Genomic DNA, 23,206 nt, shown 5'->3' on the forward strand with positions numbered 1-23,206 from the left:
CAGGCGGGCGTTCGCGCAGCCCGGAGGCCGGGTGCTCGCGCAGCCGGGAGGCGGTGCGATTGCGCGTGCCCACCTGCGGGTGGAGACAGGAGGCAGACCACGGGTGGACGCGGCGGCCCCTGAATAGCGACTCAGGAACGACGCGCTCGTTCGGCTCCGGGCTCTAGCGTCGAGACCATGATCGGACGCAACAAGGCGGTCACGGCCGTCACGCTCTCCTTCGCTCTCGCGCTGCCCGCCGTCGCCGCCGGCACCGCTTCGGCGGCGCCGAAGACCTCGGCGTTATCCTCTGCGGCCCAGGCCCAGGCCCAGGCCCAGGCCCAGGCCGCGTCACCCGCCCCGGGCACGGCCACCGACGCCGCCGCCCGGCCGATGCGCCTGCCGAACCCCACCGGTGAGTACGCGGTGGGCAGTTCGGTGTTCCACCTCGTCGACCGGTCGCGCACCGACCCGTGGAAACCCGAGGCGGGCGCGCGCGAGCTCATGCTCACCCTGCACTATCCGGCGGCCCGCTCCGGACCGGGACGCCCGGCGCCGTACGCCACCACCGACGAGACGGCCCTGCTGGTGAAGGGCCTCGGGATAGAAGCGGCCGTCCCCGCCGGGCAGTTGAGCGCCACGCGGACCCACAGCCGTCCCGACGCGCGGCCCGCGCGCGGGAGTTACCCGCTGATCGTGCTCTCACCCGGCTTCAGCGTGTCCCGCTACACCTTGACCGGTCTCGCCGAGGACCTCGCCAGCCGGGGCTATGTGGTCGCCTCACTGGACCACGCGTACGAGTCGTTCGGCATCTCGGTGCCCGGCGGCCGGACCCTGACCTGTCTGGCCTGCGACGCGCTGGGGACCGGCGGGGTGCCGGGGAGCGTCGTGACCGACACGCGTGCCAAGGACGTCTCCTTCGTCCTCGACCGGCTCACCGGGCGCCATCCGATCTGGCGGCACGCCGAAATGATCGACAAGCGGCGCATCGGCATGGCCGGCCACTCCATAGGCGGCGCGAGCGCGGCCTCGACGATGCTCGCGGACCGCCGGGTCGCGGCGGGCGTCAACATGGACGGGGCGTTCTGGGACACCCTGCCCGCGAAAGGGCTCGGCGGGCGTCCGTTCATGATGCTCGGCACCGACGAGCACCGGCCCGGTGGCCCCGACAAGACCTGGGACCGCACCTGGCCGACGCTCGGCGGCTGGAAGCGCTGGCTGACCGTCGCCGGGTCCGAGCACTTCACCTTCTCCGACAGCCCCGCCATCGAGGAGCACTTCGGGCTGCCCGAGCCCCCGCTGCCCGCCGGGCGGGCGACCGACATCACCCGTACGTATGTGGCGGCGTTCTTCGACGAACACCTGCGGGGGATACCGCAGCCGGTGCTCGCGGGGCCGACCGCCCAGAACCCGGAGGTGAGGTTCGAGAACCCGTGAAAGGCAGGCTCTGAAACGGGGGCCTAGGCCGGGGACGTCACGCCGCGCGCTGGTAGCTGGCGCCGTCCCGGGTCCGGGTCAGCAGACCGGCCGTGATCAGATAGCGGCGCAGCGCGGGGAAGTCGTCGTGGACGGTGAGCAGCGCCTCGTTGACCTCGCGCTCGGTGTACTGCCGCCCCGGCTCGAAGAGCGTCTCCTTGAGGTGGACGAGCAGCTGCTCGCGGCGGGCCGCCTTGCGGGGGATCGCCGTCAGACGGCCGTGGGAGAAGAGCGAGGCGACGGCTTGGCCGCCGCCGCTGGGGTTTTCCCGCGTGCCGCTGGTGGTGGTGTTCTCCGGCGCTTCGAGGGCGTTGTGGTCGGGGTCGGGCGTGTGGCCGGTGGTGTTCGCTGACATGGCGGAAAGCCTTCCTCATCGGGCCGCCGTGCGGCAACGGGATTTGGCCTCCACCGAGCCGGGAGCCCGCCGCGAGGAGCCGCGTGGCCCTCGCACGGCGTTCCGGCTCCTCGATGGATCCCTGGCGACTGTTCCGCGCCGGATCCCCAGCCGGATCTCTTGCGGACACGGCCGGTGAACGGCGCTGGATGGCCGATCAACCGCTCGACGCTGGGCGAACACGCGTGCCATTCTCGTGCCGCACCGGAGATCCGGGACCACGGGGGTGGGGAATGGGCCTGACGAGCGAGTTCACCACCATGGTCGTTCCGCCGAGCCAACGGTTCGCGCTGTGGACCGAGTTGGCCGGGCAGTCCCATGTGCGCAACTGGCTGCGCAGCGAGTGCGCCGAGGACTTCAACGCCCGGCTGCGCGTGCTCGACCTCGGTGAGGTGCGGGTGTCGACCCTGACGTATCCGAGCGTGGAGATCACCCGCACACCCAAGCTGATACGGCAGGACGACCCCGAGGTCTACCAGGTCAACATCCTCCGATCGGGCAGCGGCCACGCCGCGCAGAGCGGGCGCGAGGGGCTGGTGCGCGCCGGGGAGCTGGTGCTGGTCGACAGCAGCCGCCCGTTCCAGGGCGGGTTCGACGGCGGGCTCTCCTCGATGACGGTGGTGCAGCTGCCCCGGACCAGTCTGCCGCTGCCCCAGGACGTGGTCCGGAGTGTCACCGCGACGCCCATCGCGGCGGACCAGGGGATGGGCGGGGTCTTCGGGCGCTGGCTCGCCGACCTGGACGCCCGCGCCGACGAGTGCGCGCCCGCCGACATCCCGGCCCTGGCCTCGGTGACCGTGGACCTGCTCGCGGCCGTGCTCGGGCGCCGGCTGGCCGCCGAGGAGGAGATGAGCACCGAGGCGCGCCGGCAGGCGCTGCGCGTGGCGGTCTGCGACTTCATCGACCGGCACCTGGGTGACCCCTCCCTCACCCCGGCGACGGTCGCCGCCGCGCACCGGATCTCGCTGCGCCACCTCCACCAGGTCTTCGATTCGCGCGGTACGACGGTGGCCGCGTGGATCCGGGCCCGGCGGCTGGAGTCCTGCCGCCGGGACCTGGCAGACCCGGCCCTGCGCCGCCGCCCGGTGTACGCGGTCGGCGCCCGCTGGGGGTTCGTCGAGCCCTCCCACTTCAGCCGCGCCTTCCGCGCGGCGTACGGGATCAGCCCGCGCGACTACCGCGAGGCAGCCCGGAGTCGGTGAGCGGGTCCTCCACTCGCGAGTGGTAGTGGAGGAAGCCGTGCTCGTCCGCCCAGCAGGCGTCGCCCGTGAACGTCCAGCCGTTGCGCACGGTGTCCCGCTGGCGTTCGTCGTCGAGGTAGCGGCAGCCGGTGGGCCCCTTGACGGCGAGCGCGCCGACCTGGCCGTACGGGACGGGGCGCCCGGAGTCGTCGACGATCGCGGTGAGATAGCCGGGCACGGGCCGCCCGATCGCGCCGGGGTGGGACCAGGCCTCCTCGCCGCGCATCGAGACGATGATGTGCAGCATCTCGGTGGAGCCGAGCCCGTCGATGAGGCTGTTGCCGGTGCGCTGTTTCCAACTGCGGCGCGTCTCATGGGGCAGCGCCTCACCGGAGGAGACGCACTCGCGCAGCGAGGCCAGGTCGTACGGGGTGGTGTCGGCGCAGATCGCCTGGTAGCGGGAAGGCCCGCTGAAGCAGACGGTGGCGCGCAGATCCCCGATGGCACGGGCGAGCTGGCGCGGCGACGAGGTGTCCAGCAGCACGGTGGAGGCGCCGATGTGCAGGGGGAAGAGGAGCAGCCCGCCCAGACCGTAGGTGTCCGCGAGCGACGGGGTGCCGATGAAGCGGTCGTCACCGGTGGCGCGCAGGACGTGCGTGGGGAAGGAGTTGCACGCCGCCATCACATCGCGGTGCGAGTGCACCGTGGCCTTGGGCGTCCCCGAGGTGCCGGAGGTGAAGGCGATCAGACAGGGGTCGGTCGCGGCGGTGTCGACCGGGAGCGACCAGTCGGGCTTGTCCCGCATCGCCCGCTCCAGACCGCCCTCGACGCCGGACCCGCCATGGAAGAACACCGTCCGGAGGGCGTGTCCCGTCGAGCGCAGCTCGGAGCGCAGACCGGCCTCGCACAGGGCGTGCGTGACCCGGGCCTTCTCGATCACCTGCCGGAGCTCCCTGGCCCGCAGCGTGGGCGCGGTGGCCACCACCACCCCGCCCGCCCGCACCACTGCCAGCCAGATCGCCGCCAGCATCGGTGTGTTGGCGCCCCGTAGGAGCACGCGGTTGCCCGGGACCAGGCCCATGTCCTCCGTCAGGACGTGGACGATACGCGAGACCACCGCCGTGAGCCGCTCATACGTCCAGCGCACGCCGTGCGGGGACAGCACGGCGGGCCGCTGTGCCCGGTCCAACGAACCGCCCCCCTCCAGGAGTTCCCACGCGCAGTTCAGCCGTGCGGGAAAGCGCAGTGAGGGCATGCCGAGCAGCAGGTCGGGCTGGAGCGGCGCCGGTGGGAGATGGTCGCGTACGAAGGTGTCCGCGTGGGCGGATCCGTGGTCTGCTTGCGATGGGGTGTTCAACTGCCTGCCCCCTCCTGGTCGGCTTGCGCCTCATTCAACGAGGGCCGACTAGAGGTGTCCTTGACGATCCGTGCGCGCTCCTTGTCGGATCGTGCACAAGGTGACGGCCGGGGCTGGTGGGGCGAGGGGGGCCGCAGCCGCGGAGAGCGGGGCGCGTCCGCCGGGCGCCCGCTCCCGAGCGCTCTTGACGTGTCCTCACCCCCTGAGCACCCTGGCTGATTGCCGGGCAGGCGGGCCCGAGCGAGGGGGGACGCGTGCGACGTCATCACACGCGGCGGGGCGATCCGTCGTTGCTGCTGGTCACGGACAGGTCGGCATGGGGGGAGCTGGTCGGGCGGTTCGCCCGGGCGGCCGGGGCGGACGTGGCCCATCTGCTGTGGGAGCACGGCGACCCGGTGACCCGGGACCCGCTCGGCGGCTGGGAGGGCGACTGGATCATCGGCTTCCGGGCCGACTACGTCCTGTCCGGCCGGGATCTGAAACGCGCCCGGCGCGGCGCCGTCAACTTCCACGCCGGGCCGCCCGAGATCCGGGGCGTGGGAGCGTACGAGGTGGCGCTGGCGCGGTCGGCGGACAGCTTTGGGGTGACCTGCCACCACATGGTGGAGCGGGTGGAGTCGGGGCCGATCATCGAGGTGGAGCGCTTCCGGGTGGCGCCGCACATCTCGGCGCTCGCGTTGCGCGAGGAGGCGGCCGCGCGGGCGTACCTCCAGTTCCTGCGGGTCATGCCGCTGGTCGTGGCGGGCAGCGAACTGCCGGTGTCCACGGAGGAGTGGGACGGCCCGCTGCACACCTGGGCGCAGCTGCGCCACCGCTCGTGGCCGGGCGCGACGGGCTAGAGCCTTCCGCCAACGCCCCGCGCGAGGGGTTGGCGGGACGGGTGAGGACGGAGAGGTTCCGCGCGCGGCGCGGGGTACGACGCGACCGGTAATGCCCTTGTCAAGGAGACCTGTCGAATCGTTTCGGCAGAGTCGTTGCGCGCAACACTGTTCATGACAAGACAACTCCGCCTCGACCCCCGGCTGGTCGTCGGAGCGTCATGGAAGACCTCGGGCGGGACCGCGCCCGTGGGGCCCTCGGCTTCGAGTCACCAGCCGGCCCCCCACCCATTCCCCCCACGGGCCCCGCATGCCCGGGGCCCCGCCCTGGAGGCACCGATGCCTGACCTCTGGCTGTCCGGCGCACAACGGATCGACGTGGGCGACCACGCCCCCACCGACACCACCTACCCCGCCAAGGCGATCGCCCACATCACCTGGGACAAGAACGCCACCGCCTCCCACCCGCAGGACCAGGTCCCGTACGCGAACCTCCAGGAGTGGTTCGGCCGCAACCCGGACGGCAGGACGTCCGCCCCGCATCTGCTCTGGTCGCCGTTCACCGGCGCGTTCACCCAGTTCTTCCCGGCGAACTCGCGCTCGAAGTCGCTCGTCGACTTATCCGGTGGCACCCGGACCAACAGAGCGGGCACGGTCGTCATCCAGATCGAGGCGCACTTCTTCCCGTACTGCCGGGTCAGCGGGAAGGTCTACGCCCGGCTCGTCGACACGCCCTGCGCCGGCTGGGCGACGCTCAACGCCTGGGTGCGCTCCTGGGGCGTGCCCGACACCTGGCCCATGGGGCGGCCGGTCGACTTCACCTCCCGCCGCGACGAGCACGTGTGGGAGACACAGGGCGGGTGGTACGGACACCAGCACGTGCCGGAGAACACCCATCAGGACCCGGGCTCCTGGCCCCAGTTCACCGGGGCCCCGCCCAAGGCGAAGGTGTCGCTGGCCCATGTCGTCGCCGCGGCCAGGCGCGACCCCGGCCTCCCGCAGGGCGGCACCACGTACAAGGCGGAGGTCCTGCTGGTGGAGCGCGCCCTCCAGGCCGAGGGCCTGCTCAGCGCCGCCTGGGTGGACGGCTCCTTCGGCACCAAGACCAAGACGGCGTACGCCGCCTGGCAGCGGCGGTGCGGCTACTCGGGCCCGGACGCGGACGGGATCCCCGGCCGTGACTCGCTCACCCGGCTCGGCGCCCGCCACGGCTTCACCGTCGTCTGACGCCGTCCGCCTCCCCGGCGCGCCATCGAACCGTACGGAAACCGGCGGACCGCGGGCTCACACGCGTCCGCCGGTCACCGGCAGGTGGAGCGGACGGGCCTCGATGCGCTCGCGCACCTCGGGCGAGCCGAACCGCAGGTCGATGCGGCGCACCGCCTCGGCCCAGTCGGCGCGGGTGCGGATCGCGTTGAGGCAGTCCACGACGAACGGGTCGTCCCAGCGCGCCCGGGAGCGCCGCCACAGCACCCGCGGGTCCTCGGTGAGCAGGCTGCCCACCGTGCCCTCGTAGATCGGCATGGCGCGCACCTCGCCGTCCGGCTCTATCTCCATGGGCCGGAAGCTCGGGGTCCGCGCCAGGAAGGCGGGGTTCATCTGGACCTCGAAGTTCTCCGTGGTCTCCACCGCGACCGAGGCGGGGGCGGCCGCCTGGAGCCGGCGCCGCGTTGCGGGCGCGATCAGCTCCGCCACCTGCTCGTCCCGCAGCAGCTCGTGCTCGACGAAGGAGGGGCGGCTGGCCAGCCCGGTGGGCACCACGGCCCCGAAGTAGAGCGTCTCCAGATGCGGGAAGCGGGGTGCCACCTGCGCGCACATCCGCTCCATCTCGTCGAAGTTGCTGCGGATGACGACGTAGTCGATGCCGAAGCGCGGCGCCCGCAGCCCGGCCGCGACCCTGCGCCCCACCTCCGCGTCGATCCTGGCCAGCGCGCCGGTCGCCCGCTCGAAGGAACGGGCGCGCCCCCGGATCCGGTCGTGGGTCTCGGCCGTCGCCCCGTCGAGGCTCACCACGATCTTGGACACCGTCTCGGCCAGCGCCTCGACGGTGGCGGTCGGCACCGCCCAGCCGCTGGTGTAGACGAAGACCACCAGCCCGGCGTCGGCGAAGTACCGGGCGACGTCCACGATCCGCCTGATGGTGAGCGGCTCGCCGCCGCACAGGGTGATCTGCTGCGGCTCCAGCGAGAGGATCGCGTCGGCCACCCGCATCATCTCGTCGTGGCTGAGGTTCTTCGCCGGGCGCCGCCCCGACTCCGTATAGCAGTGGAAGCAGCGCAGCGGGCAGGCGAACGTGACGTCCCAGATGATGGCGTTGGGGTTCTCGACGGTGTCCATGGGCGTACCTCCAGGGCGTGGGGGCGACACACGTCGCCGGATCCGCACGCTACGAACGCATCCCCCGCCGGTCGTCCGTGACGCGGTACGCAACGCGCGCGGGCGCGTACGTACGCACAAGGGGTACGTACGCAACCCGCGCGCCCCCGACTCCGTACCGGCGGCTTTGAGTTACGTAGTCGAATACGGATCTCCTCACCCGCCTCCACCGGCTAGCTTCCCGTTCTGTGACTTCGAGCGCGGAGGAGGTGAGCCCCATGATGTATCCGCCCCCGACCGTCGGTACCGGTCGCTGATGCCCGAAGGCGGTGGCCGCTCCCGAGCAGGAGCGGTCACCGCACCCGTCGGCCGGGAGGGTCGGCGAACCCGTCCGGCGGAGGGTGGACCGGTCATGAAGGCCGACGGCACAGACACCGACAGCACAGACACCGACAGCACAGACACGAGCAGGGCCGACGGCGACGGCAAGGCGCGCGCCCGCCGTGCCCGTCGCTCCAGTGAAGTGCTGGTTCTGGTACGGCAGTTGCCCCGGGTCTCCCGAGGGCTGACCCTCGCGCTGGCCGTGCTCCTCCTCGCGCAGGCCACGGGCAGCGCCCTGCTGCCGCTCGCCACCGGGCGGCTGGTGGCGGCGCTCACCGACACCGCCAAGTCGATGCGCGGCGTGACCGCCGGGCTCGTGCTGCTCGGTGTGGTGCTCTTCCTCGACGTCGTGCTCGAACCGATCCGGACGATGCTCGCCTGGCGCCTCGGTACCGCGCTGGACGGCGCGATGGCCCAGACCACGGTCGACGGCGCCCTGCGACCGGCGCAGATCGGCCACCTGGACGACGCGGACGTGGCCGACCGCGTCGAGCGCGCCCGAGCCGTCGGCCTCGGCGCACACCCCCCGGGCCAGGCCGTCACCGCGCTCGTCGGACTCGTACCACTGCGGCTGACCGGACTGGTGTCGGCCGTGCTGCTCGGCTGGGCGGGACAGTGGTGGATGCCGGTGGTCCTGGGCGCCGCCTGGGTGGTCACCGGGCGCTGGCAGGAGAAGGAGATCCAGCGGTCGGTGTCCGCGCACGCGGGTGAGACCGCGCAACTGCGCCGCGCCGCCTATCTGCGCGAGGTCGCCACCACCGCGCCCGCCGCCAAGGAAGTGCGCCTGTTCGGCCTGCGCTCCTGGCTCGTCGAGCGGTTCACCACCGCGTGGTGGGACGGCATGGTGCAGATGCGCCGCGCCCGGGTGAGCCCGCGCCGGCACGCCCTGGCGATCCTGCTGCTGCTCGCGGCGCACCTCGCGGTGGTGCTTCCGCTCGTCCACCAGGCGACCCACGGCGACCGGTCCGTGGAGCAACTGACGGTGGCCCTCCAGGCGTTGCTCGGCCTGTTCGCCCTCGGCTTCAGCGGCGACCTCCAGTGGATGCTGCACACGGCGAGCGCGGCGGTCCCGGCCGCGCTCGCGGTCGGTGCGCTGGAGACGGGGGAGACGGGGGAGGCGGGGCAGGTGGGGGAGACGGGGCGGCTCGGCGCGGCCGGGCTGCCGCGGCGGGAGATCCGCTTCGAGAACGTCGGCTTCGCCTACCCCGGCGGCCGCGGCCGGGTCCTCGACGGCCTCGACCTGGTCCTGCCCGCCGGCTCCTCGCTCGCGATCGTCGGTGACAACGGCGCGGGCAAGAGCACGCTCACCAAGCTGCTCGCCGGGCTGTACCTCCCGGGCAGCGGCCGCGTCACCGTCGACGGCCAGGATCTGCGTGCCCACGACCCCGAGTCCTGGCGCCGCCAACTCGCCGTGGTCTTCCAGGACTTCGTGCGCTACCCCTTCTCCGTACGCGACAACGTCGGCTTCGGCCGCATCGAGGCGGAGGCCGACGAGGGAGCGCTCGTCGAGGCCGCCCGGCTCGGCGGCTTCCTCGGCGTCGAGGCCGAACTGCCCGGCGGCTGGGACACCCCGCTCAGCGGTGCCTACACCGACGGCACCGACCTCTCCGGCGGGCAGTGGCAGCGCCTCGCGCTCAGCCGGGCCCTGTACGCGGTCCGCCACGGCGCCCGGGTCCTCGTCCTCGACGAACCCACCGCCCATCTCGACGTCCGGGCGGAACACGAGCTGTACGCCCGCTTCCTGGACCTCACCGCCGGGCTCACCACCGTCCTCGTCTCGCACCGCTTCGCCACCGTGCGCCTCGCCGACCGGATCGCGGTGGTCGAGGACGGCCGGATCGGCGAGTACGGCACGCACGACGAACTGCTCGCGGCGGGCGGCCGGTACGCGCGGATGTTCCGTGTGCAGTCCCAGCCCTTCGCGGTACGCGAAGACGTCCTCGCGGGGCCGCAGGCGGCCGCGGAGACCACCCCGGAAGGAGCCGGCCGTGCGTGACAGCCTCGCGGCCGTCCGGCTGCTGATCGGCACCGCCGTCAAGGCGGACCCCCGGCGCGCGCTGGTCGTCCTCACCCTCTCCCCGCTGCTCAACGTGGTGGCGGCGCTGCAGGCGGTGGGCCTGCAATGGATGGTCGACGGCGCGAGCGGCCACGACTCCACCGAGGCGGTGCGCGGCGGCCTGCTCCTGCTCGGGGTCACCGTCCTCGTCCACCAGGCCGCCGCGATCACCACGGATCTGCGGCTGGTGCTCCAGCACCGGGTGGGCCTGGAGTTCGACCGCAGGCTGATGACGCTGTGCTCGGCTCCGCCGCACATCGGGCACTACCAGGACCCCGAGTTCCTCGACACCGCGGAGGTGGTGCGCCAGCGGCGCGGCGAGTTCGGCACCGCTCTGGCCGCGCTCGTGGAGAACGCCAACCTGGTCGCCCGGTTCCTGGGCGCGCTGGCCCTGCTCGCGGGCACCCATCCGCTGCTCGCGCTGCTGCCGCTGACGATCGCGCCGCTGGCCGCGGCCAACCGGTGGCAGGCACGGCTGGTGGCCGGGGCCGAGCGGGCGGGAGCCGAGGCGGACCGCCGCCGCCGGGCCGTGTTCTCCCTGGCCACCGACCCGGCCCCGGCCCGCGAGGTACGGCTCTACCGCCTCGCCGGCGAACTCTCCGCCCGCCACCGCGCCGCCTTCCTCGCGGCGAGCGGCCCGCGCGAGGCGGCCCGCGCCAAGGGAGCGCTCGCCGTCGCGGCGGGCTGGCTGCTGTTCGCGGGCGCGCTCATCGGCGGCCTCTGGCTGATCTCGCGGTCGGTGGTCGAGGGAACCGGCTCGGCGGGCCAGGCGGTGCTGGTCCTGCTGCTCAGTACCCGGCTGGTCGGCGCGACCACCGGCCTCGGCTGGCTGATCGGCTGGCTGCGCCGCTCGCTGGACACGGTCGCGCTGTATCTGCGGCTGGTGGAGTACGGGCGGGGGAGCGGCGGGGGCGTGCGGCCGGTCACCACGGCGCCCGCGCCGGACGCCGCCGCTCCACCGCACGGCGATCTCGTCCTGGAAGGCGTCTCGTTCACGTATCCGGGGCGTACGGAACCGGCGCTGGGCCCCGTCGACCTGCGGCTGCCCGCCGGGGCCACCGTCGCCGTCGTCGGGGACAACGGGGCGGGCAAGTCCACGCTGATCGCGCTGCTCGCCGGGCTGCTGCCGGTGTCGGCCGGGCGCATCACCTTCGGCGGCGAGGACCTGGCCGCGATGCCCCCGCAGGTGTGGTCGGCGCGGATCACGGCCTGCTTCCAGGACTTCTGCCGGTTCGAACTGCTCGCCCGGGAGGCGGTCGGCGTCGGTGAGCCGGGGGCGCTGGAGGACCCGGCGGCGGTGTGGGCCGCGCTGGAGTCGGCGGGGGCCGCCGACGTGGTGGCGGCGCTGAGCAGCGGGCTGGAGACCCAGCTCGGCCGTACCTTCCCCGACGGCACGGACCTGTCGGCCGGACAGTGGCAGAAGCTGGCGCTGGCCCGGGCCCGGATGCGCAAGCGGCCCGCCCTCGTCCTCCTCGACGAGCCCGCGGCCAGTCTGGACCCGGGCAGCGAGGCCGAACTGCTCAGCCGGTATCTGCGGGCGGGCGGGACCGGCCCGGCGGCGGTCACCGTGATCGTGTCGCACCGGTTCACCACCGTGCGCGAGGCCGGCCTGATCGTCGTCCTGGACGGCGGCCGGATCACCGAACAGGGCACGCACACCGACCTGTTGGCGCGCGGCGGCCGCTACGCGGACATGTACGCCCTGCACGCCGCCGCCTACACCTCGGCCGCCACGACCCCCGCAGCCCCCTCAGCCGCGCAGAACGGGCGGCAGCTCACGCCGGGAGTGGACGCCGAGCTTGCGGTAGATCCGGGTGAGATGGCTCTCGACGGTACGGACGGACACCGCGAGCCGGTGGGAGATCGCCCGGTCGGACAGTCCTCCGGCGGCCAGTGAGGCGATCTCCACCTCGCGGGTGGTGAGCGCGACCAGCTGGGCGGGCGGCGCCGTCACCCCGAGCCGCTCGCGCAGCCGGCCCACCAGCACCACGGCGTCCCCGTGGCGGCCGCCGCCCTGCTGCTGGAGCAGGGCAGCCGCGCGCTCCGCGAGCCGCCAGGACCGGGTGCCCAGGCCGAGCGCTTCGAGGCGTACGGCGTGGTCGAGCAGTTCGGCACCGGCGCCACGGGCCAGGGCGAGCACGCCCTGGGCCTCGGTGGCGAGCCGGGGCGCGTCGACGTGGCGTACCACCTCGGCGAGCCGGTCGAGGACGGCGGGCGGCGGACCGGCGGGGGACAGCCACGCCGCACAGGTCAGGTACTCGGCCTCCACCGCCCAGCACCCGGCCTCGCGCGCCGCGTCCACGGCCGCCCGCATCGACGCCGCCGCGCCCGCTGAGTCCCCGCGCGCGGCCGCGATCGCCGCGGCGGCCCGGTGCGCCTGGCCGGGAACCACCCCCACCCGGTCCGCCCAGCAGGGCGCGACGGCCTGCTCGGCGCAGTCGGGGCGCTGCTCCTCGGCCAGGCACACCGCGAGCCAGCAGGAGGCCTCGGTCAGGAACAGCCGGGGCCCGCCCGCCTGTTGGACGACCGCCTCGCGCAGCCGTGCCATCGCGTCCGTGCGGTGGCCGCGCACCCACTGGAGGTGGCCGCCCAGCAGCGCCCACTCCCGGTCCGGCGGCCGGTCCCTGGCCGCCCGGCGGTCCAGGGGCCGGGAACCTGCGGGCCCGCGCGCGTCGGCGGCGGGCCACAGCCGCGCGAAGGCACGCAGCGGGGTGGCGAGTTCGGGGAGGTACGAGGGGAGGGCGCGGTCCGGGAACGGGTCCTCGGCCAGCGCCGCGGCGTCCGCGGTACGCCCGGTGAGGGCGAGCGAGGCGGCGAGCGCCAGACGGGCCGCGGCGACCCCCGGCCCGTGCGAGGCCTGGTGCAGGACCCGCTCGGCGAGCCGCGCCGCGGCCCCCGTACGGCCGCCGAAGAGCAGGACCAGGGAGTGCACGCCGTCCAGCGCTGCCTGGGCGCCGGGCGCCGTGGCCCCGGCGCGCAGGGCGACGAGTTCGTCGGCGGCGCCCGCCGGGTCGCGATCCGCCCAGCAGCGGTGGGCGGCGAGGGCCGTGGCCAGCCGCAGCCGGCCGCCGGGCGTGGTCGCCGCCTCGCGCGTGCTCTCCAGCACCTTGCGGGCCTGCGCGGGGTCCCCGAGCTCGACCAGCGCGCGGGCCAGCGGGACGGCGGCGGCGCCCGAGCGCTCCAGGGCCCGGCGGGCGAAGCGGCAGGCCAGCTCGGGGTCCTGGCGGCACACCGTTTCCGCGGCCCGGATCAGCAGCGCCGAGTCGACCGGGCCGTGCGCGTCGAGCTGCCAGCGCGCGCGGGTCACCGGGTCCGGGCCGCCGGGGGTGCAGGCGTCGAGCAGGGCGGCGGCGAGCCGCCGTCGTCGCAGCCGTGGCAGCCGGTGGCGCAGCGCCGCGCCCAGCATCGGCTGGCCGAGCCGGACCAGGATCTGCCCGCCGGTCTCGGCCGTGCAGAGCAGGCCCTGCTCCTCCAGGCTCTCCACGACGTCCGGGGCGACCGCCTCCAGGACCGGCAGCGAGAGCGGCTCCCCCAGGGCGACCGCCGCCAGGGCGTCCTGGTGGCGCGGGTCGAGACCGCGCAGCCGGCGCTCGAACAGCTCCGCCAGCCGGGGCGGCACGGTGAGCGGGCCGCGCCACCACCACAGGCCGCCCGCGCTCACCAGCCTCCGGGTGTCGCGGCCGTGGCGGACCAGTTCGGTCAGGAACAGCGGGTTTCCGCCGGTCCACTGGTAGAGCAGGTCCACCGTGGGGTGGGCGGCGGCGCCGTCCATCAGCGCGTGCACCAGCCGGGCGGTATCGGCGCGGCTGAACGGGGCGATGTCCAGGCGCTCCAGATAGCTGTCCTTCCAGAGCGCCACCACGGCGTCGGAGGCGGGCAGCCCTGACTGCGCGGAGACGACGAGGCGAGGGTTCCCGTCACCGGCCAGACTGAGCGTCAGGGCGGCGGAGGCGTCGTCGAGGTGGTGGGCGTCGTCGATGACGAGCACCGGGGTGCGCCGCCCCGCGCGCCGGGCGAGCTCGGTGCGCAGCAGCCCGTACGCCTGGCCCTGGTCCAGGCGCCCGCCGACGCCGAGCAGCGAGCGGAAGACCCCGAACGGGACCTGGCGGCTCGCCTCGGTGGCGGCCGTCCAGACGACTTCGAAGCGGGCGGCGCCGAGCTGTGAGGCGACCGCCGTGAGCAGGGCGGTCTTGCCGACCCCGGCGGGCCCGACGACCGCGGCCCCTTTCCTGGCCAGAACGGCCCCGAGCACCTGCTTCCGCTCCGGCTCCCTGGCGACGAACGTCCCGGGTACGAGGTCGTACGGCATCGTTCCCCCCGTGCAGGCCAGCGGGTTTCCCGCGTACAACAAGCTCCCGCATGGACCGGGGCCCCCGCGATTTCCGGCTTCCCTTTGGCCGGAACTGAGTCAGGAAGGTCGGATTCCGCTCCCTCCCGCTTGCCGGACGGTCACCCTGTGTACACCGCGATCCGCCCCCTCGGCGGCCGGTGGCACCGAGGGGCGGTTTCCGGTCACCGACTCGGCCTGCGCGCCCCGGGCAGCGGCCCCGCGTGGGCCGGGGCGCGGATGTCGATCCGGGCCCAGGACGTGTCTTTTCTTTCGGATCATGCCTAGGGCGCCCGGGAGAACCACCGCGACGACCCCGACCGGCTCGCGCCGCGCGCGTACGGCCCGGTGGCCGGCCGCCACGTCGGCCTCCGGGAGGAGCGCTGACGGCGTATCCACGGGCGGTCGTTTTCGGGCACGCGGCGGGCGTGGGCCGGTGATCTCCTGCCGCCCGCTGGGTGAACGCCTAGGCTCGGGGTGTGCTGCGCATCGTCGATCACCTCGTCGGCCGGGGGCCGCTGCGGATCTGTGCCCATGTGCCGCGGGGCCAGGGCCCGGACGACCTCACCGGGCCCAGGGTGCTGCTGACCGCCGACCTGCTCGCCCGCGTCGTCGAACTGCGCGGCCGGCCCGTCCTCACGGGGCGGACCGGCCCGCGCGTCCCGGACACCGCCGCCCTCGGCATCCACCCCGCCGACGCCGAGGGCACCCCGGAGGAGATCGCCGCCGCCCTCGGCGGCCCGGCGGCCGTGCAGGTGAGCGCCCGGCCGTACGAGGGCGGCGGCGGCCTCTCCCTACGGGTCGCCGAAGCCGCGCGCGGGGCGGCGAAGGATGAGGGCGAAGACGCGCTGGCCGTACGGTTCGTGCTGCTGGAGCAGCCCTACCACCAGCCCGTCACGATCACCGCCGAGGCCGTCGAGGGCGCCCAACGGCTCCTCGCGCGGTGGCGGCGCGCCGTCGCCGGGTGGGCCGAGCAGCCGTCCAAACCGCTGGTGGCCGACCTTGAACGCACGGCCCGGGAGGGGCTGGAGGACAGCCTCGACACCGCCGCCGTGGTGCGGCTCCTCGGCGAACTGGAGAAGGACCCGGGCACACCGGCGGGCGCCAAGTTCGAGACCTTCGCCCGGCTCGACCGCGTCCTCGGCCTGGAGCTGACCCGGGAGATCGGCACGGCGCCCGTCGAAGGCGCGGGCGCATGACCCCGCTGCGGCGGCTGGTCGTCCTGCGGCACGCCAAGTCGGCCTGGCCCGAGGGCGTGGCCGACCACGCCCGCCCGCTCGGCCGGCGCGGGCTGCGCGACGCGCCCGCCGCCGGGCGCTGGCTGAGCGCCGCGGACTGCCTGCCCGACCTGGTGCTGTGCTCCACCGCCCGCCGCGCCCGCGAGACCTGGGAGCTGGCGGCGGCCGAGCTGGGCAGCCCGCCCCCGGTCCGGCACGACCCGCGGCTGTACGCGGCCGGGGCCCGCGACCTCCTCGGTGCCGTTCGCGAAGGGCCCGCCGACGTCGGCACGTTGCTCCTGGTCGGCCACAACCCCGGCGTCCAGGACCTGACCCTGCTGCTCACCGGGGAAGCCCTCGGCGAGAGCCTGGACCGGGTCGGGAGCAAGTTCCCCACGTCGGCGATCGCCGTGCTCACCTGGCGCGGCTCCTGGTCCGACCTCGCGCCCGGCGCGGCCCTGCTCACCGACTTTGCGGTACCGCGCGGAGCCCGTTCCTGAGCCGGTGGCCGGGTGCGGGGGCGGGTGCGGGGGCGGGACCGGCCATCGGAGTGACGAATCGTTTCGCTGCACCGTCCGGGCGGGGGCGGCGTGATGGAGTGGCCGCGTCCGGTACGCCCGTGAGAGGACGGAGTGCGATGCAGCACGGCTGCCCCGACTGTGACGCCCTGCGGGCGGAGGCACGTCGGCCGGGCGTGGATCTGGCCGATCTGCTGCACCGCGTACAGCTCCATGAGCTCGACCCCCATCCGGACCCTGCCCCGACTCCGCCGAAGCGCGGGCAGAAGCGTCCGGGACGGGCCTGAGAGCCTGCCTTCGAACCCCGAACCGCCTCCCGTCTGCGCCCTGGTGGCCGGCGCGTGCGATCGGTGTGCGGACGACGGGGGTCCAAAGGCCCCGAGCCGGATGCTCAGGCCTCCCGCTCGTACCGCAGCAGGACGACGCCGTTGCCGAACGCGCGGCTCTCGGCGAGCCGGAGCGGCACCATCGCCTCGGCCGGGAACGGGGACCGGCCCCGCCCGATGAGGACGGGGTGCACGTAGATCCGGAACTCGTCGACCAGGCCGTGCCGCAGGAATGCGGAGGCGAGGTCGGCGCCCCCCAGCACCAGGTCCCCGCCCGGCTGGGCCTTGAGCGCCAGGATCTCCTCGGGGACCACGTCCCGTACGACCGTGCTGTTCCAGTCGGCCCGCTCCAGCGTCCGTGAGAAGACGTACTTCGGCATGTCCAGCCAGATCCGGGCGAAGCCCCGCGTCGGCGCGCTGCTCGCCGGATCGGTCTCGGCGGTCGGCCAGACGTCGGCCATCAGCTCGTAGGTGACCCGGCCCTCGATGAAGCCGCCCATCGTCCGCAGCTCGTCGTTGAAGTGGACGTGCAGTTCGTCGTCGACGCGGTGCCAGTCGAGCTGGTGCTCAGGGCCCTCGAAGAACCCGTCCAGGGACACGGACAGCATCAGGATGATCTTCCTCAAGACGACCTCGCCGAAGTCAGCCGGGACGGGTACGGGCGCGACGATACGCCGGGGAGGGCGACGGCGGGCCCATCTGCGGCGGCGGCGCGCTGACGGGGAGGGAGGCGCGGGTCCAGGGGCCTTTGGCGCGGGTGCCACCGGCGGTTCCCGGCCACTCGGCGCTCCCCGCCTCCCCGGTCGGGTCCGACCGCTTCCGCCCGATTGGTAACCTCAGTGAGTTGATCTTGGTGGGCGGTCCCGGTGGTCCGACTCGCCCACCCCGCGCGGGCGTTCGCGAACGCCCTCCCCGACCAGAATGCGAAAACAATTGGCTCACCGTCAGCTTCGCCGCCGCACCCGTCTCGCCGGTCATCTGGTGGCCTGCTCCACCGTGCTCGCGGTCCTGCCCGCCGCCCCGGCGCTCGCGGCCTCCGGCGACACCCCGTCCGCCCCCGGCCCGACCTCGCACCTCGACGCGGTCGAGCAGGCCCTGCGCCAGGTCTCGCCCGGCCTGGAGGGCAGCGTCTGGGAGCGCACCGCGGGCAACCGGCTGGACGCCTCGGGCGCCGACCCCTCGGACTGGCTGCTCCAGACCCCCGGCTGCTGGGGCGACGACAAGTGCGCCGAGCGGCCCGGCACCAAGCGGCTGCTCGCCAAGATGACCGAGAACATCGCCAAGGCCGAGCACACCGTCGACATATCCACCCTCGCGCCGTTCCCCAACGGCGCGTTCGAGGACGCGATCGTCGACGGCCTCAAGGCGTCCGCCGCCGCCGGGCACAAGCTCAAGGTCCGCGTCCTCGTCGGTGCCGCGCCGATCTACCACCTCAACGTGGTCCCGGCGAAGTACCGCGACGAACTCGTGGGCCGGCTGGGCGAGGCGGCGAAGAACGTCACCCTGAACGTGGCGTCGATGACCACCTCGAAGACCGCGTTCTCGTGGAACCACTCCAAGCTGCTGGTCGTGGACAACCGGTCGGCCGTCACCGGCGGCATCAACGGCTGGAAGGACGACTACCTCGACACCGCCCACCCGGTGTCGGACGTCGACCTGGCGCTGACCGGACCGGCCGCCGGCTCCGCCGGCAAGTACCTCGACACGCTGTGGGCCTGGACTTGCCAGAACAAGTCCAACATCGCCAGCGTCTGGTTCGCCTCCTCGGGCGGCGCCGGCTGCCTGCCGTCCCTCGCGCAGGACGCCCCCGCCCCGGCGCCCGCCGACGGCAACGTCCCCGTGATCGCCGTCGGCGGCCTCGGCGTCGGCATCAAGAACAACGACCCGGCCTCGAAGTTCAACCCGACGCTGCCCACCGCCGCCGACACCAAGTGCGTCGTCGGGCTGCACGACAACACCAACGCCGACCGCGACTACGACACGGTCAACCCGGAGGAGAGCGCCCTGCGCGCCCTCGTGGCCAGCGCGCGCGACCACATCGAGATCTCCCAGCAGGACCTCAACGCCACCTGCCCGCCGCTCCCGCGCTACGACATCCGGCTCTACGACGCCCTCGCCGCGAAGATGGCCGCCGGGGTGAAGGTGCGGATCGTCGTCAGCGACCCCGCCAACCGCGGTGCGGTCGGCAGCGGCGGCTACTCGCAGATCAAGTCGCTCTCCGAGATCAGCGACACCCTGCGTGACCGCCTCGCGCTGCTCACCGGTGACAAGGGCGCCGCCCGCGCCGCCATGTGCTCCAGCCTCCAGCTGGCCACCTTCCGCAGCTCCGACAGCCCGAAGTGGGCCGACGGCCACCCGTACGCCCAGCACCACAAGCTGGTCTCGGTCGACGACTCGGCCTTCTACATCGGCTCGAAGAACCTCTACCCGTCGTGGCTCCAGGACTTCGGGTACGTGGTGGAGAGCCCCGAGGCCGCAGCCCAGCTGAAGGCGAAGCTGCTGGCCCCGCAGTGGCGGTACTCGCAGGCCGGTGCCACGTTCGACTACGAGCGCGGCGTCTGCCAGGCCTGACCCGGCCGCCGGACCGGCCGCTCGTTCGCGGGTGGCTAGTCCGGCAGCCCGTTCCCGCCCGCCGCTGTCCCCAGGTGCGTGGGCGGCAGGAAATCGCGTACGTACGTCCGCTTCCAGCACGCGCCCGTCGTCCGCAGCTCGTGCCAGCTCGTGTACTGGTAGCGGAAGAGCCGCGCGCGGATGTGGCGGGGCGGGCTGTCGGGCGGGAACGGGGAGCGTCTGAGCAGGCGCAGGGTGTCGGGGTCGCTGTCCAGCAGGCGCTCCACCAGAGGGCCGAACCACGGCCGCGCGTAGCCCGGGGAGAGAGCGGCGAACCACATCAGCCAGTCCAGCCGCAGATGGTACGGCGCGAACTGGCGCGGCCAGTGCCGCGGATCCCCGGGCTTCCCCTTGAACTCGTACTCCCGCCAGTCGGCGTCGGCGAGCGGCAGCGGGTCCGCCGTGCCCTCGATGACGACTTCGAGCCGCAGCCGGCTGATGCTGCCGAACGCCCCGTAGGTGTTGACGAGGTGCAGCGGGTCGAAGGAGTAGTTCATGATCTGCCGGCGCGAGAGCAGGTTGCGGGCCGGGCGGTAGCTCAGGAACAGCAGGAACGCGGCGACGGCGAGGACCACCACCTCGTACCAGAGCGGGGTGCGCGCGAAGTGCTTCTCGCCGGTGAGCGGTGAGAAGTCGACGGCGGTGACGGCGAGGGCGACCGTTGTCCAGTTCAGCCAGGAGAAGTTGCCCGACAGGACCAGCCACAGCTGGGTGAGGATCATCAGCGAGGCGGCCGCCGTGGCGACGGGCTGCGGGGTGAACAGCAGCACCGGGACGGCCAGTTGGGTGACATGGTTGGCGGCGACCTCCACCCGGTGGACGGGCTTCGGCAGATGGTGGAAGAACCAGCTCAGCGGTCCCGGCATCGGCTGGGTCTCGTGGTGGTAGTAGAGGCAGGTCAGCTTGCGCCAGCACGCGTCGCCGCGCATCTTGATGAGCCCCGCCCCGAACTCGACGCGGAACAGCGCCCAGCGCATCAGGAACAGCACGACGATCGGCGGCGCCACCTCGTCGTTGCCCAGGAACAACGCGAGGAAGCCGACCTCCAGGAGCAGCGACTCCCAGCCGAAGGCGTACCAGGTCTGGCCCACGTTCACGATCGACAGATACAGCACCCAGGGCAGCAGCCACAGCAGCATCGCGCCCCACAGCGGCACCCGGCCGTCGACCCCCGCCAGCAGCCCCGCCGAGACCAGCACGCCCGCCCAGGCCCAGGCGGCGAAGAAGCGGTCCGAGTAGCGGAAGTGGAAGACGCTCGGCGCCCGGCGGAACGGCACCCGCTCGACGTACCGGGGGACCGGCAGCATGCCGCGCTCGCCGATCAGCGCCCGGAACTGCACGGCCGCACCCAGGAACGCCACCAGGTAGATCGCGGCCAGCGCCCGCTGGAAGACCAGCCGGCTCAGCCAGTAGTCGGGTGCGACGAACCACTCCACGGTCTCATTGTGACGCTGGGTGACGCGGGTGGCCTGCGGGACGCGGGGGAGTGAGCCGAACGGGCCCGTACCGGAAGACCGCCCTCGCCCTGGACCGGACGGCTGCCCCTGCCGCCACGCCTCCTCTCCTCTTCCCTCCCCTGCAGCTCCAGCCGTCCTCGACCCCTCCCGCACCCGCACCGGATAGGGTCCGGCCGGGTCGCGCGTGTCGACGGGGGGCCCGTGGCCCGGCTGCGAGGATGCCGGGGCAAGCCGGTGCGGAAGAACGACTAAGCGAGGGCAGCATGTTCAGTGGCGCGCACGCCATCTTCTACAGCACGGACGCCGACGCCGACCGGGCCTTCATCCGGGACGTGCTCGGCTTCCCCGGGGTGGACGCGGGCCAGGGCTGGCTGATCTTCCGGCTCCCGCCGGCCGAGCTGGCCGTCCACCCCACCACGGACGAGCCCAAGCACGAGCTGTATCTGATGTGCGACGACATCACCGCCCAGGTGGAGGACTTCAAGGCCAGGGGCGTCGAGGTCACCCGGCCGATCAGCGACCAGCCATGGGGCCGTCTCGCGGCGGTCCGCCTGCCGAGCGGGGCCGAGCTCGCCTTCTACGAACCCCGCCACCCGGTCGCCCACAGCCTCTGAGACAGGGGCGCCCTACCGGCCTGGCCCGAAGCCGCACCCGGTCACACGCGGTACAGAGGTTGCGCCACAGCGCGTCCGAGCGCGCCCGGTCGCCGCATCCCAGGCCGACCGGGATCAGGTGAGGTGAGCGAAGGTGAAAGACGGGTAACCGAAGGGGGCAGGGGCGCGCGGGCGGGACGCGTGGTCCGGCCCGGCGGACCCGGAGCCACCGGCGAGGGCGCCAAGGGGCCGCCGCGCGCCCCGGGCGCCTCCTTCGGCGCACAATTCCCGCCCGGACGGGGGGTCCCCGATTCATACGATGCCCTTACCCTTGGGCGGGTAGCCTCGGTAAAGAGAAGCCAAAGAGGTGCGTGAGGCCACAGTCGTCCTCACGCACCACAGCGAAAGGCACGGCTTATGGCCCTCACCTTTGCGCACAGGGTCAGCGCTCGGCGTGCGTCCCTGCAGGATGTGAACGCGATAGTCCGCCTGCTCTCCGGCGACCACGGGCTCCCGCCCGAGACCGCCGCCCTCGTCTCGGCATCACAGGCCCAACTCCGGCTCATCCTTGCGCACTTCGGTCTGGAGACCGGCAAGGTGTGGGTCGCCGAGTCGGGTTCGGGCACGCCCGAGGCGGCGGCGGTGTGGATCCCGCCGGGAGTCTCCATCGACGAGGAAGAACACAGAGCGCTGCTGCGGCTGCACGGGCTGCGGCCGACCCTGATGCCCGCGCGCGACAACGACGGGCGGATACCGGGCGAGGAGGACCACTGGCTGCTCGCGGCGGTCGGCATCGCCCCGACCGCCCACCCGGCGGCTCTCGAAGCCGTCCTGGACCCGGTCCTGCGCATCGTCGACGGCGCCTCCCTGCCCGCCTACGCGACCGCCCCCGCGTCCTTCCAGGCGGAGCTGCTGGCGCCCTTCGGGTTCGAGCCCTGCGCCTCCGGCGCCGCCCGCCCGGAGCCCCGGCTGCGCCGTCCGCCCAAGGGCGCCTACAGCGGCTGACGGGCCCCGGCGGCCCCGTTCCGTACAGCAGCAGCACGAAGACCTCTGCCCGGTCCGCTCGAAGCGGACCGGGCAGAGGTCTTCACGGTCGGTGCGACCGCGGCCGTCGAGCGGCCGGGGTCGTTACTGCAGCCCCGCGGACTTGCAGGCGGCCTTGTACTTGGCCGTGCAGATCTCGTCCACGGTGTAGAGGCCGTCGCTGATGACGGTGGAGCGGATGTTCTCCTTGATCACGGCGACGACCGGGACGAGCGCGGTGGGGATGTCGCTCGTGGTCGGGCTGTTGGTCTTGGAGTTGGCGATGGAGATGAGGCTCTGCTTCTTGGCCAGCGCGACCGCCATCTGCGCGGCGATCGGGCTCTCCTCCGCGTACGACTTGTAGACGCTCATGAACTGCTCGCCCGCCACGATGCGCTGGACCCCGGCGAGTTCGGTGTCCTGGCCGGTGATCGGCGGCAGCTTGGAGACGCCCGCGGCCTTGAGGGCGCTGATGATGCCGCCGGCCATGCCGTCGTTGGCGGAGTAGACACCGATGATCTTGTCCTTGCCCAGCGCCGCGATGGCGCTGCGCATGTTGGCGGCGGCGTTCTCCGGCTTCCACTCCTTGGTGTCGTACTCCTTCCCGATGTGCACCTTGCCGTCCAGCTCGGTGTGCGCGCCCTTCTTGAACTGGGCGGCGTTCGGGTCGGTGCGGGCACCGTTCATCATGACGATCTGGCCGTCCTTGGCCTTCGTGCCCAGGTTGTCCAGCAGGGCCCTGGCCTGCACATGGCCGACGTCCTCGTTGTCGAACGAGACATAGGCGTCGACCGGGCCCTCGGCGAGGCGGTCGAAGGCGACCACGGGGATCCCCGCGTCCTTGGCGCGCTTGACCGCGCCACCGATGGCCTTGGAGTCCACGGCGTCGATGATGAGGGCGTCGACCTTCTTGGTGATCATGTCGTCGACCTGCTGGCTCTGCCGCGCCGCGTCCTGCTCCGCGTTCGCGTAGACGACCTGGCCCTTGCCGCTGGTCAGCTCGCCGACCATCTTCTCGATCAGCGGCTTGTCCGACTTCTCGTAGCGAGCAGCCTGCTTCTCCGGCAGCAGCAGACCTATCTTGAGGTCCCTCTTCTTGGCGGCCTCGCCGGACCCGGCGCCGGACTTGCTCCCGCCGCCGCATGCGGCGAGGGTGACGGCCATCGCGACGACACCC

General features: G+C 73.5%; 17 protein-coding genes and 1 pseudogene. 11 read left to right on the forward strand and 7 right to left on the reverse strand.

From position 1 onward, the window contains the following. Nucleotides 1-177: 177 nt before the first annotated feature. Complete coding sequence (locus ABD236_RS06155) at nucleotides 178-1,416, forward strand: alpha/beta hydrolase family protein (protein WP_344070948.1); 1,239 nt, start codon at nucleotides 178-180, stop codon at nucleotides 1,414-1,416. A gap of 37 nt (nucleotides 1,417-1,453) precedes the next feature. Here ABD236_RS06155 and ABD236_RS06160 read toward each other — a convergent pair whose 3' ends face one another. Continuing rightward, nucleotides 1,454-1,669 carry a DUF2087 domain-containing protein gene (locus tag ABD236_RS06160; protein ID WP_344071240.1) on the reverse strand — a complete coding sequence of 72 codons (216 nt, stop codon included), beginning with the start codon at nucleotides 1,667-1,669 and terminating at the stop codon, nucleotides 1,454-1,456. Nucleotides 1,670-2,082: 413 nt separating this feature from the next. Here ABD236_RS06160 and ABD236_RS06165 point away from each other — a divergent pair, with 413 nt between their 5' ends. Continuing rightward, nucleotides 2,083-3,051: an AraC-like ligand-binding domain-containing protein gene (locus ABD236_RS06165; RefSeq protein WP_344070950.1), complete on the forward strand. Its 969-nt coding sequence runs from the start codon at nucleotides 2,083-2,085 to the stop codon at nucleotides 3,049-3,051. Here ABD236_RS06165 and ABD236_RS06170 read toward each other — a convergent pair. Then, nucleotides 3,011-4,387, reverse strand: coding sequence for an AMP-binding protein (locus ABD236_RS06170; RefSeq protein ID WP_344070952.1), 1,377 nt, complete (start codon nucleotides 4,385-4,387; stop codon nucleotides 3,011-3,013). The two genes, ABD236_RS06165 and ABD236_RS06170, sit on opposite strands and share 41 nt — an antisense overlap. 254 nt (nucleotides 4,388-4,641) lie before the next feature. On the opposite strand from ABD236_RS06170, the gene ABD236_RS06175 reads away from it, so the two are divergent. Beyond that, complete coding sequence (locus tag ABD236_RS06175; protein WP_344070954.1) at nucleotides 4,642-5,226, forward strand: formyltransferase family protein; 585 nt, start codon at nucleotides 4,642-4,644, stop codon at nucleotides 5,224-5,226. Nucleotides 5,227-5,544: 318 nt separating this feature from the next. Further along, complete coding sequence (locus ABD236_RS06180; protein ID WP_344070956.1) at nucleotides 5,545-6,432, forward strand: endolysin; 888 nt, start codon at nucleotides 5,545-5,547, stop codon at nucleotides 6,430-6,432. Between the two features lie 57 nt (nucleotides 6,433-6,489). On the opposite strand, the gene ABD236_RS06185 is transcribed toward ABD236_RS06180, so the two are convergent. Beyond that, nucleotides 6,490-7,542 carry a radical SAM protein gene (locus ABD236_RS06185; RefSeq protein ID WP_344070958.1) on the reverse strand — a complete coding sequence of 351 codons (1,053 nt, stop codon included), beginning with the start codon at nucleotides 7,540-7,542 and terminating at the stop codon, nucleotides 6,490-6,492. A gap of 391 nt (nucleotides 7,543-7,933) precedes the next feature. On the opposite strand from ABD236_RS06185, the gene ABD236_RS06190 reads away from it, so the two are divergent. Together ABD236_RS06190 and ABD236_RS06195 are read left to right on the forward strand one after the other, a co-directional pair. Further along, nucleotides 7,934-9,898: an ABC transporter ATP-binding protein gene (locus ABD236_RS06190; RefSeq protein ID WP_344070960.1), complete on the forward strand. Its 1,965-nt coding sequence runs from the start codon at nucleotides 7,934-7,936 to the stop codon at nucleotides 9,896-9,898. 289 nt (nucleotides 9,899-10,187) lie between these two features. Further along, nucleotides 10,188-11,432, forward strand: a pseudogene (locus tag ABD236_RS06195) (ATP-binding cassette domain-containing protein); the annotation flags it as partial. Between the two features lie 276 nt (nucleotides 11,433-11,708). On the opposite strand, the gene ABD236_RS06200 reads toward ABD236_RS06195, so the two are convergent. After that, nucleotides 11,709-14,267 (reverse strand): helix-turn-helix transcriptional regulator, encoded by a 2,559-nt coding sequence (locus tag ABD236_RS06200; protein WP_344070962.1) that lies wholly within the window; start codon nucleotides 14,265-14,267, stop codon nucleotides 11,709-11,711. Between the two features lie 497 nt (nucleotides 14,268-14,764). Here ABD236_RS06200 and ABD236_RS06210 point away from each other — a divergent pair, with 497 nt between their 5' ends. Beyond that, nucleotides 14,765-15,484: a cysteine--tRNA ligase gene (locus tag ABD236_RS06210; protein ID WP_344070964.1), complete on the forward strand. Its 720-nt coding sequence runs from the start codon at nucleotides 14,765-14,767 to the stop codon at nucleotides 15,482-15,484. Next, the gene (locus tag ABD236_RS06215; protein WP_344070966.1) at nucleotides 15,481-16,002 is read left to right on the forward strand and encodes a SixA phosphatase family protein; all 522 of its coding nucleotides are present in this window, start codon (nucleotides 15,481-15,483) and stop codon (nucleotides 16,000-16,002) included. The genes ABD236_RS06210 and ABD236_RS06215 overlap by 4 nt, the downstream gene beginning before the upstream one ends. A 409-nt stretch (nucleotides 16,003-16,411) precedes the next feature. On the opposite strand, the gene ABD236_RS06220 is transcribed toward ABD236_RS06215, so the two are convergent. Continuing rightward, nucleotides 16,412-16,972: a dihydrofolate reductase family protein gene (locus ABD236_RS06220; RefSeq protein WP_344070968.1), complete on the reverse strand. Its 561-nt coding sequence runs from the start codon at nucleotides 16,970-16,972 to the stop codon at nucleotides 16,412-16,414. 307 nt (nucleotides 16,973-17,279) lie between these two features. On the opposite strand from ABD236_RS06220, the gene ABD236_RS06225 reads away from it, so the two are divergent. Continuing rightward, nucleotides 17,280-18,917 (forward strand): phospholipase D-like domain-containing protein, encoded by a 1,638-nt coding sequence (locus ABD236_RS06225; RefSeq protein WP_344070971.1) that lies wholly within the window; start codon nucleotides 17,280-17,282, stop codon nucleotides 18,915-18,917. Nucleotides 18,918-18,952: 35 nt separating this feature from the next. On the opposite strand, the gene ABD236_RS06230 is transcribed toward ABD236_RS06225, so the two are convergent. Then, complete coding sequence (locus tag ABD236_RS06230) at nucleotides 18,953-20,392, reverse strand: lipase maturation factor family protein (protein ID WP_344070973.1); 1,440 nt, start codon at nucleotides 20,390-20,392, stop codon at nucleotides 18,953-18,955. 284 nt (nucleotides 20,393-20,676) lie between these two features. On the opposite strand from ABD236_RS06230, the gene ABD236_RS06235 reads away from it, so the two are divergent. After that, the gene (locus ABD236_RS06235) at nucleotides 20,677-21,027 is read left to right on the forward strand and encodes a VOC family protein (RefSeq protein WP_344070975.1); all 351 of its coding nucleotides are present in this window, start codon (nucleotides 20,677-20,679) and stop codon (nucleotides 21,025-21,027) included. Nucleotides 21,028-21,477: 450 nt separating this feature from the next. Further along, complete coding sequence (locus ABD236_RS06240; RefSeq protein ID WP_344070977.1) at nucleotides 21,478-22,011, forward strand: hypothetical protein; 534 nt, start codon at nucleotides 21,478-21,480, stop codon at nucleotides 22,009-22,011. Between the two features lie 123 nt (nucleotides 22,012-22,134). Here ABD236_RS06240 and ABD236_RS06245 read toward each other — a convergent pair whose 3' ends face one another. Further along, on the reverse strand, nucleotides 22,135-23,193 hold the full coding sequence (locus tag ABD236_RS06245) for a sugar ABC transporter substrate-binding protein (RefSeq protein ID WP_344071242.1): 1,059 nt from the start codon (nucleotides 23,191-23,193) through the stop codon (nucleotides 22,135-22,137). Between the last annotated feature and the right edge of the window lie 13 nt (nucleotides 23,194-23,206).

Origin of the sequence: Streptomyces crystallinus (assembly GCF_039521265.1) — a bacterium.
GTDB classification, from domain to species: Bacteria; Actinomycetota; Actinomycetes; order Streptomycetales; family Streptomycetaceae; genus Streptomyces; species Streptomyces crystallinus.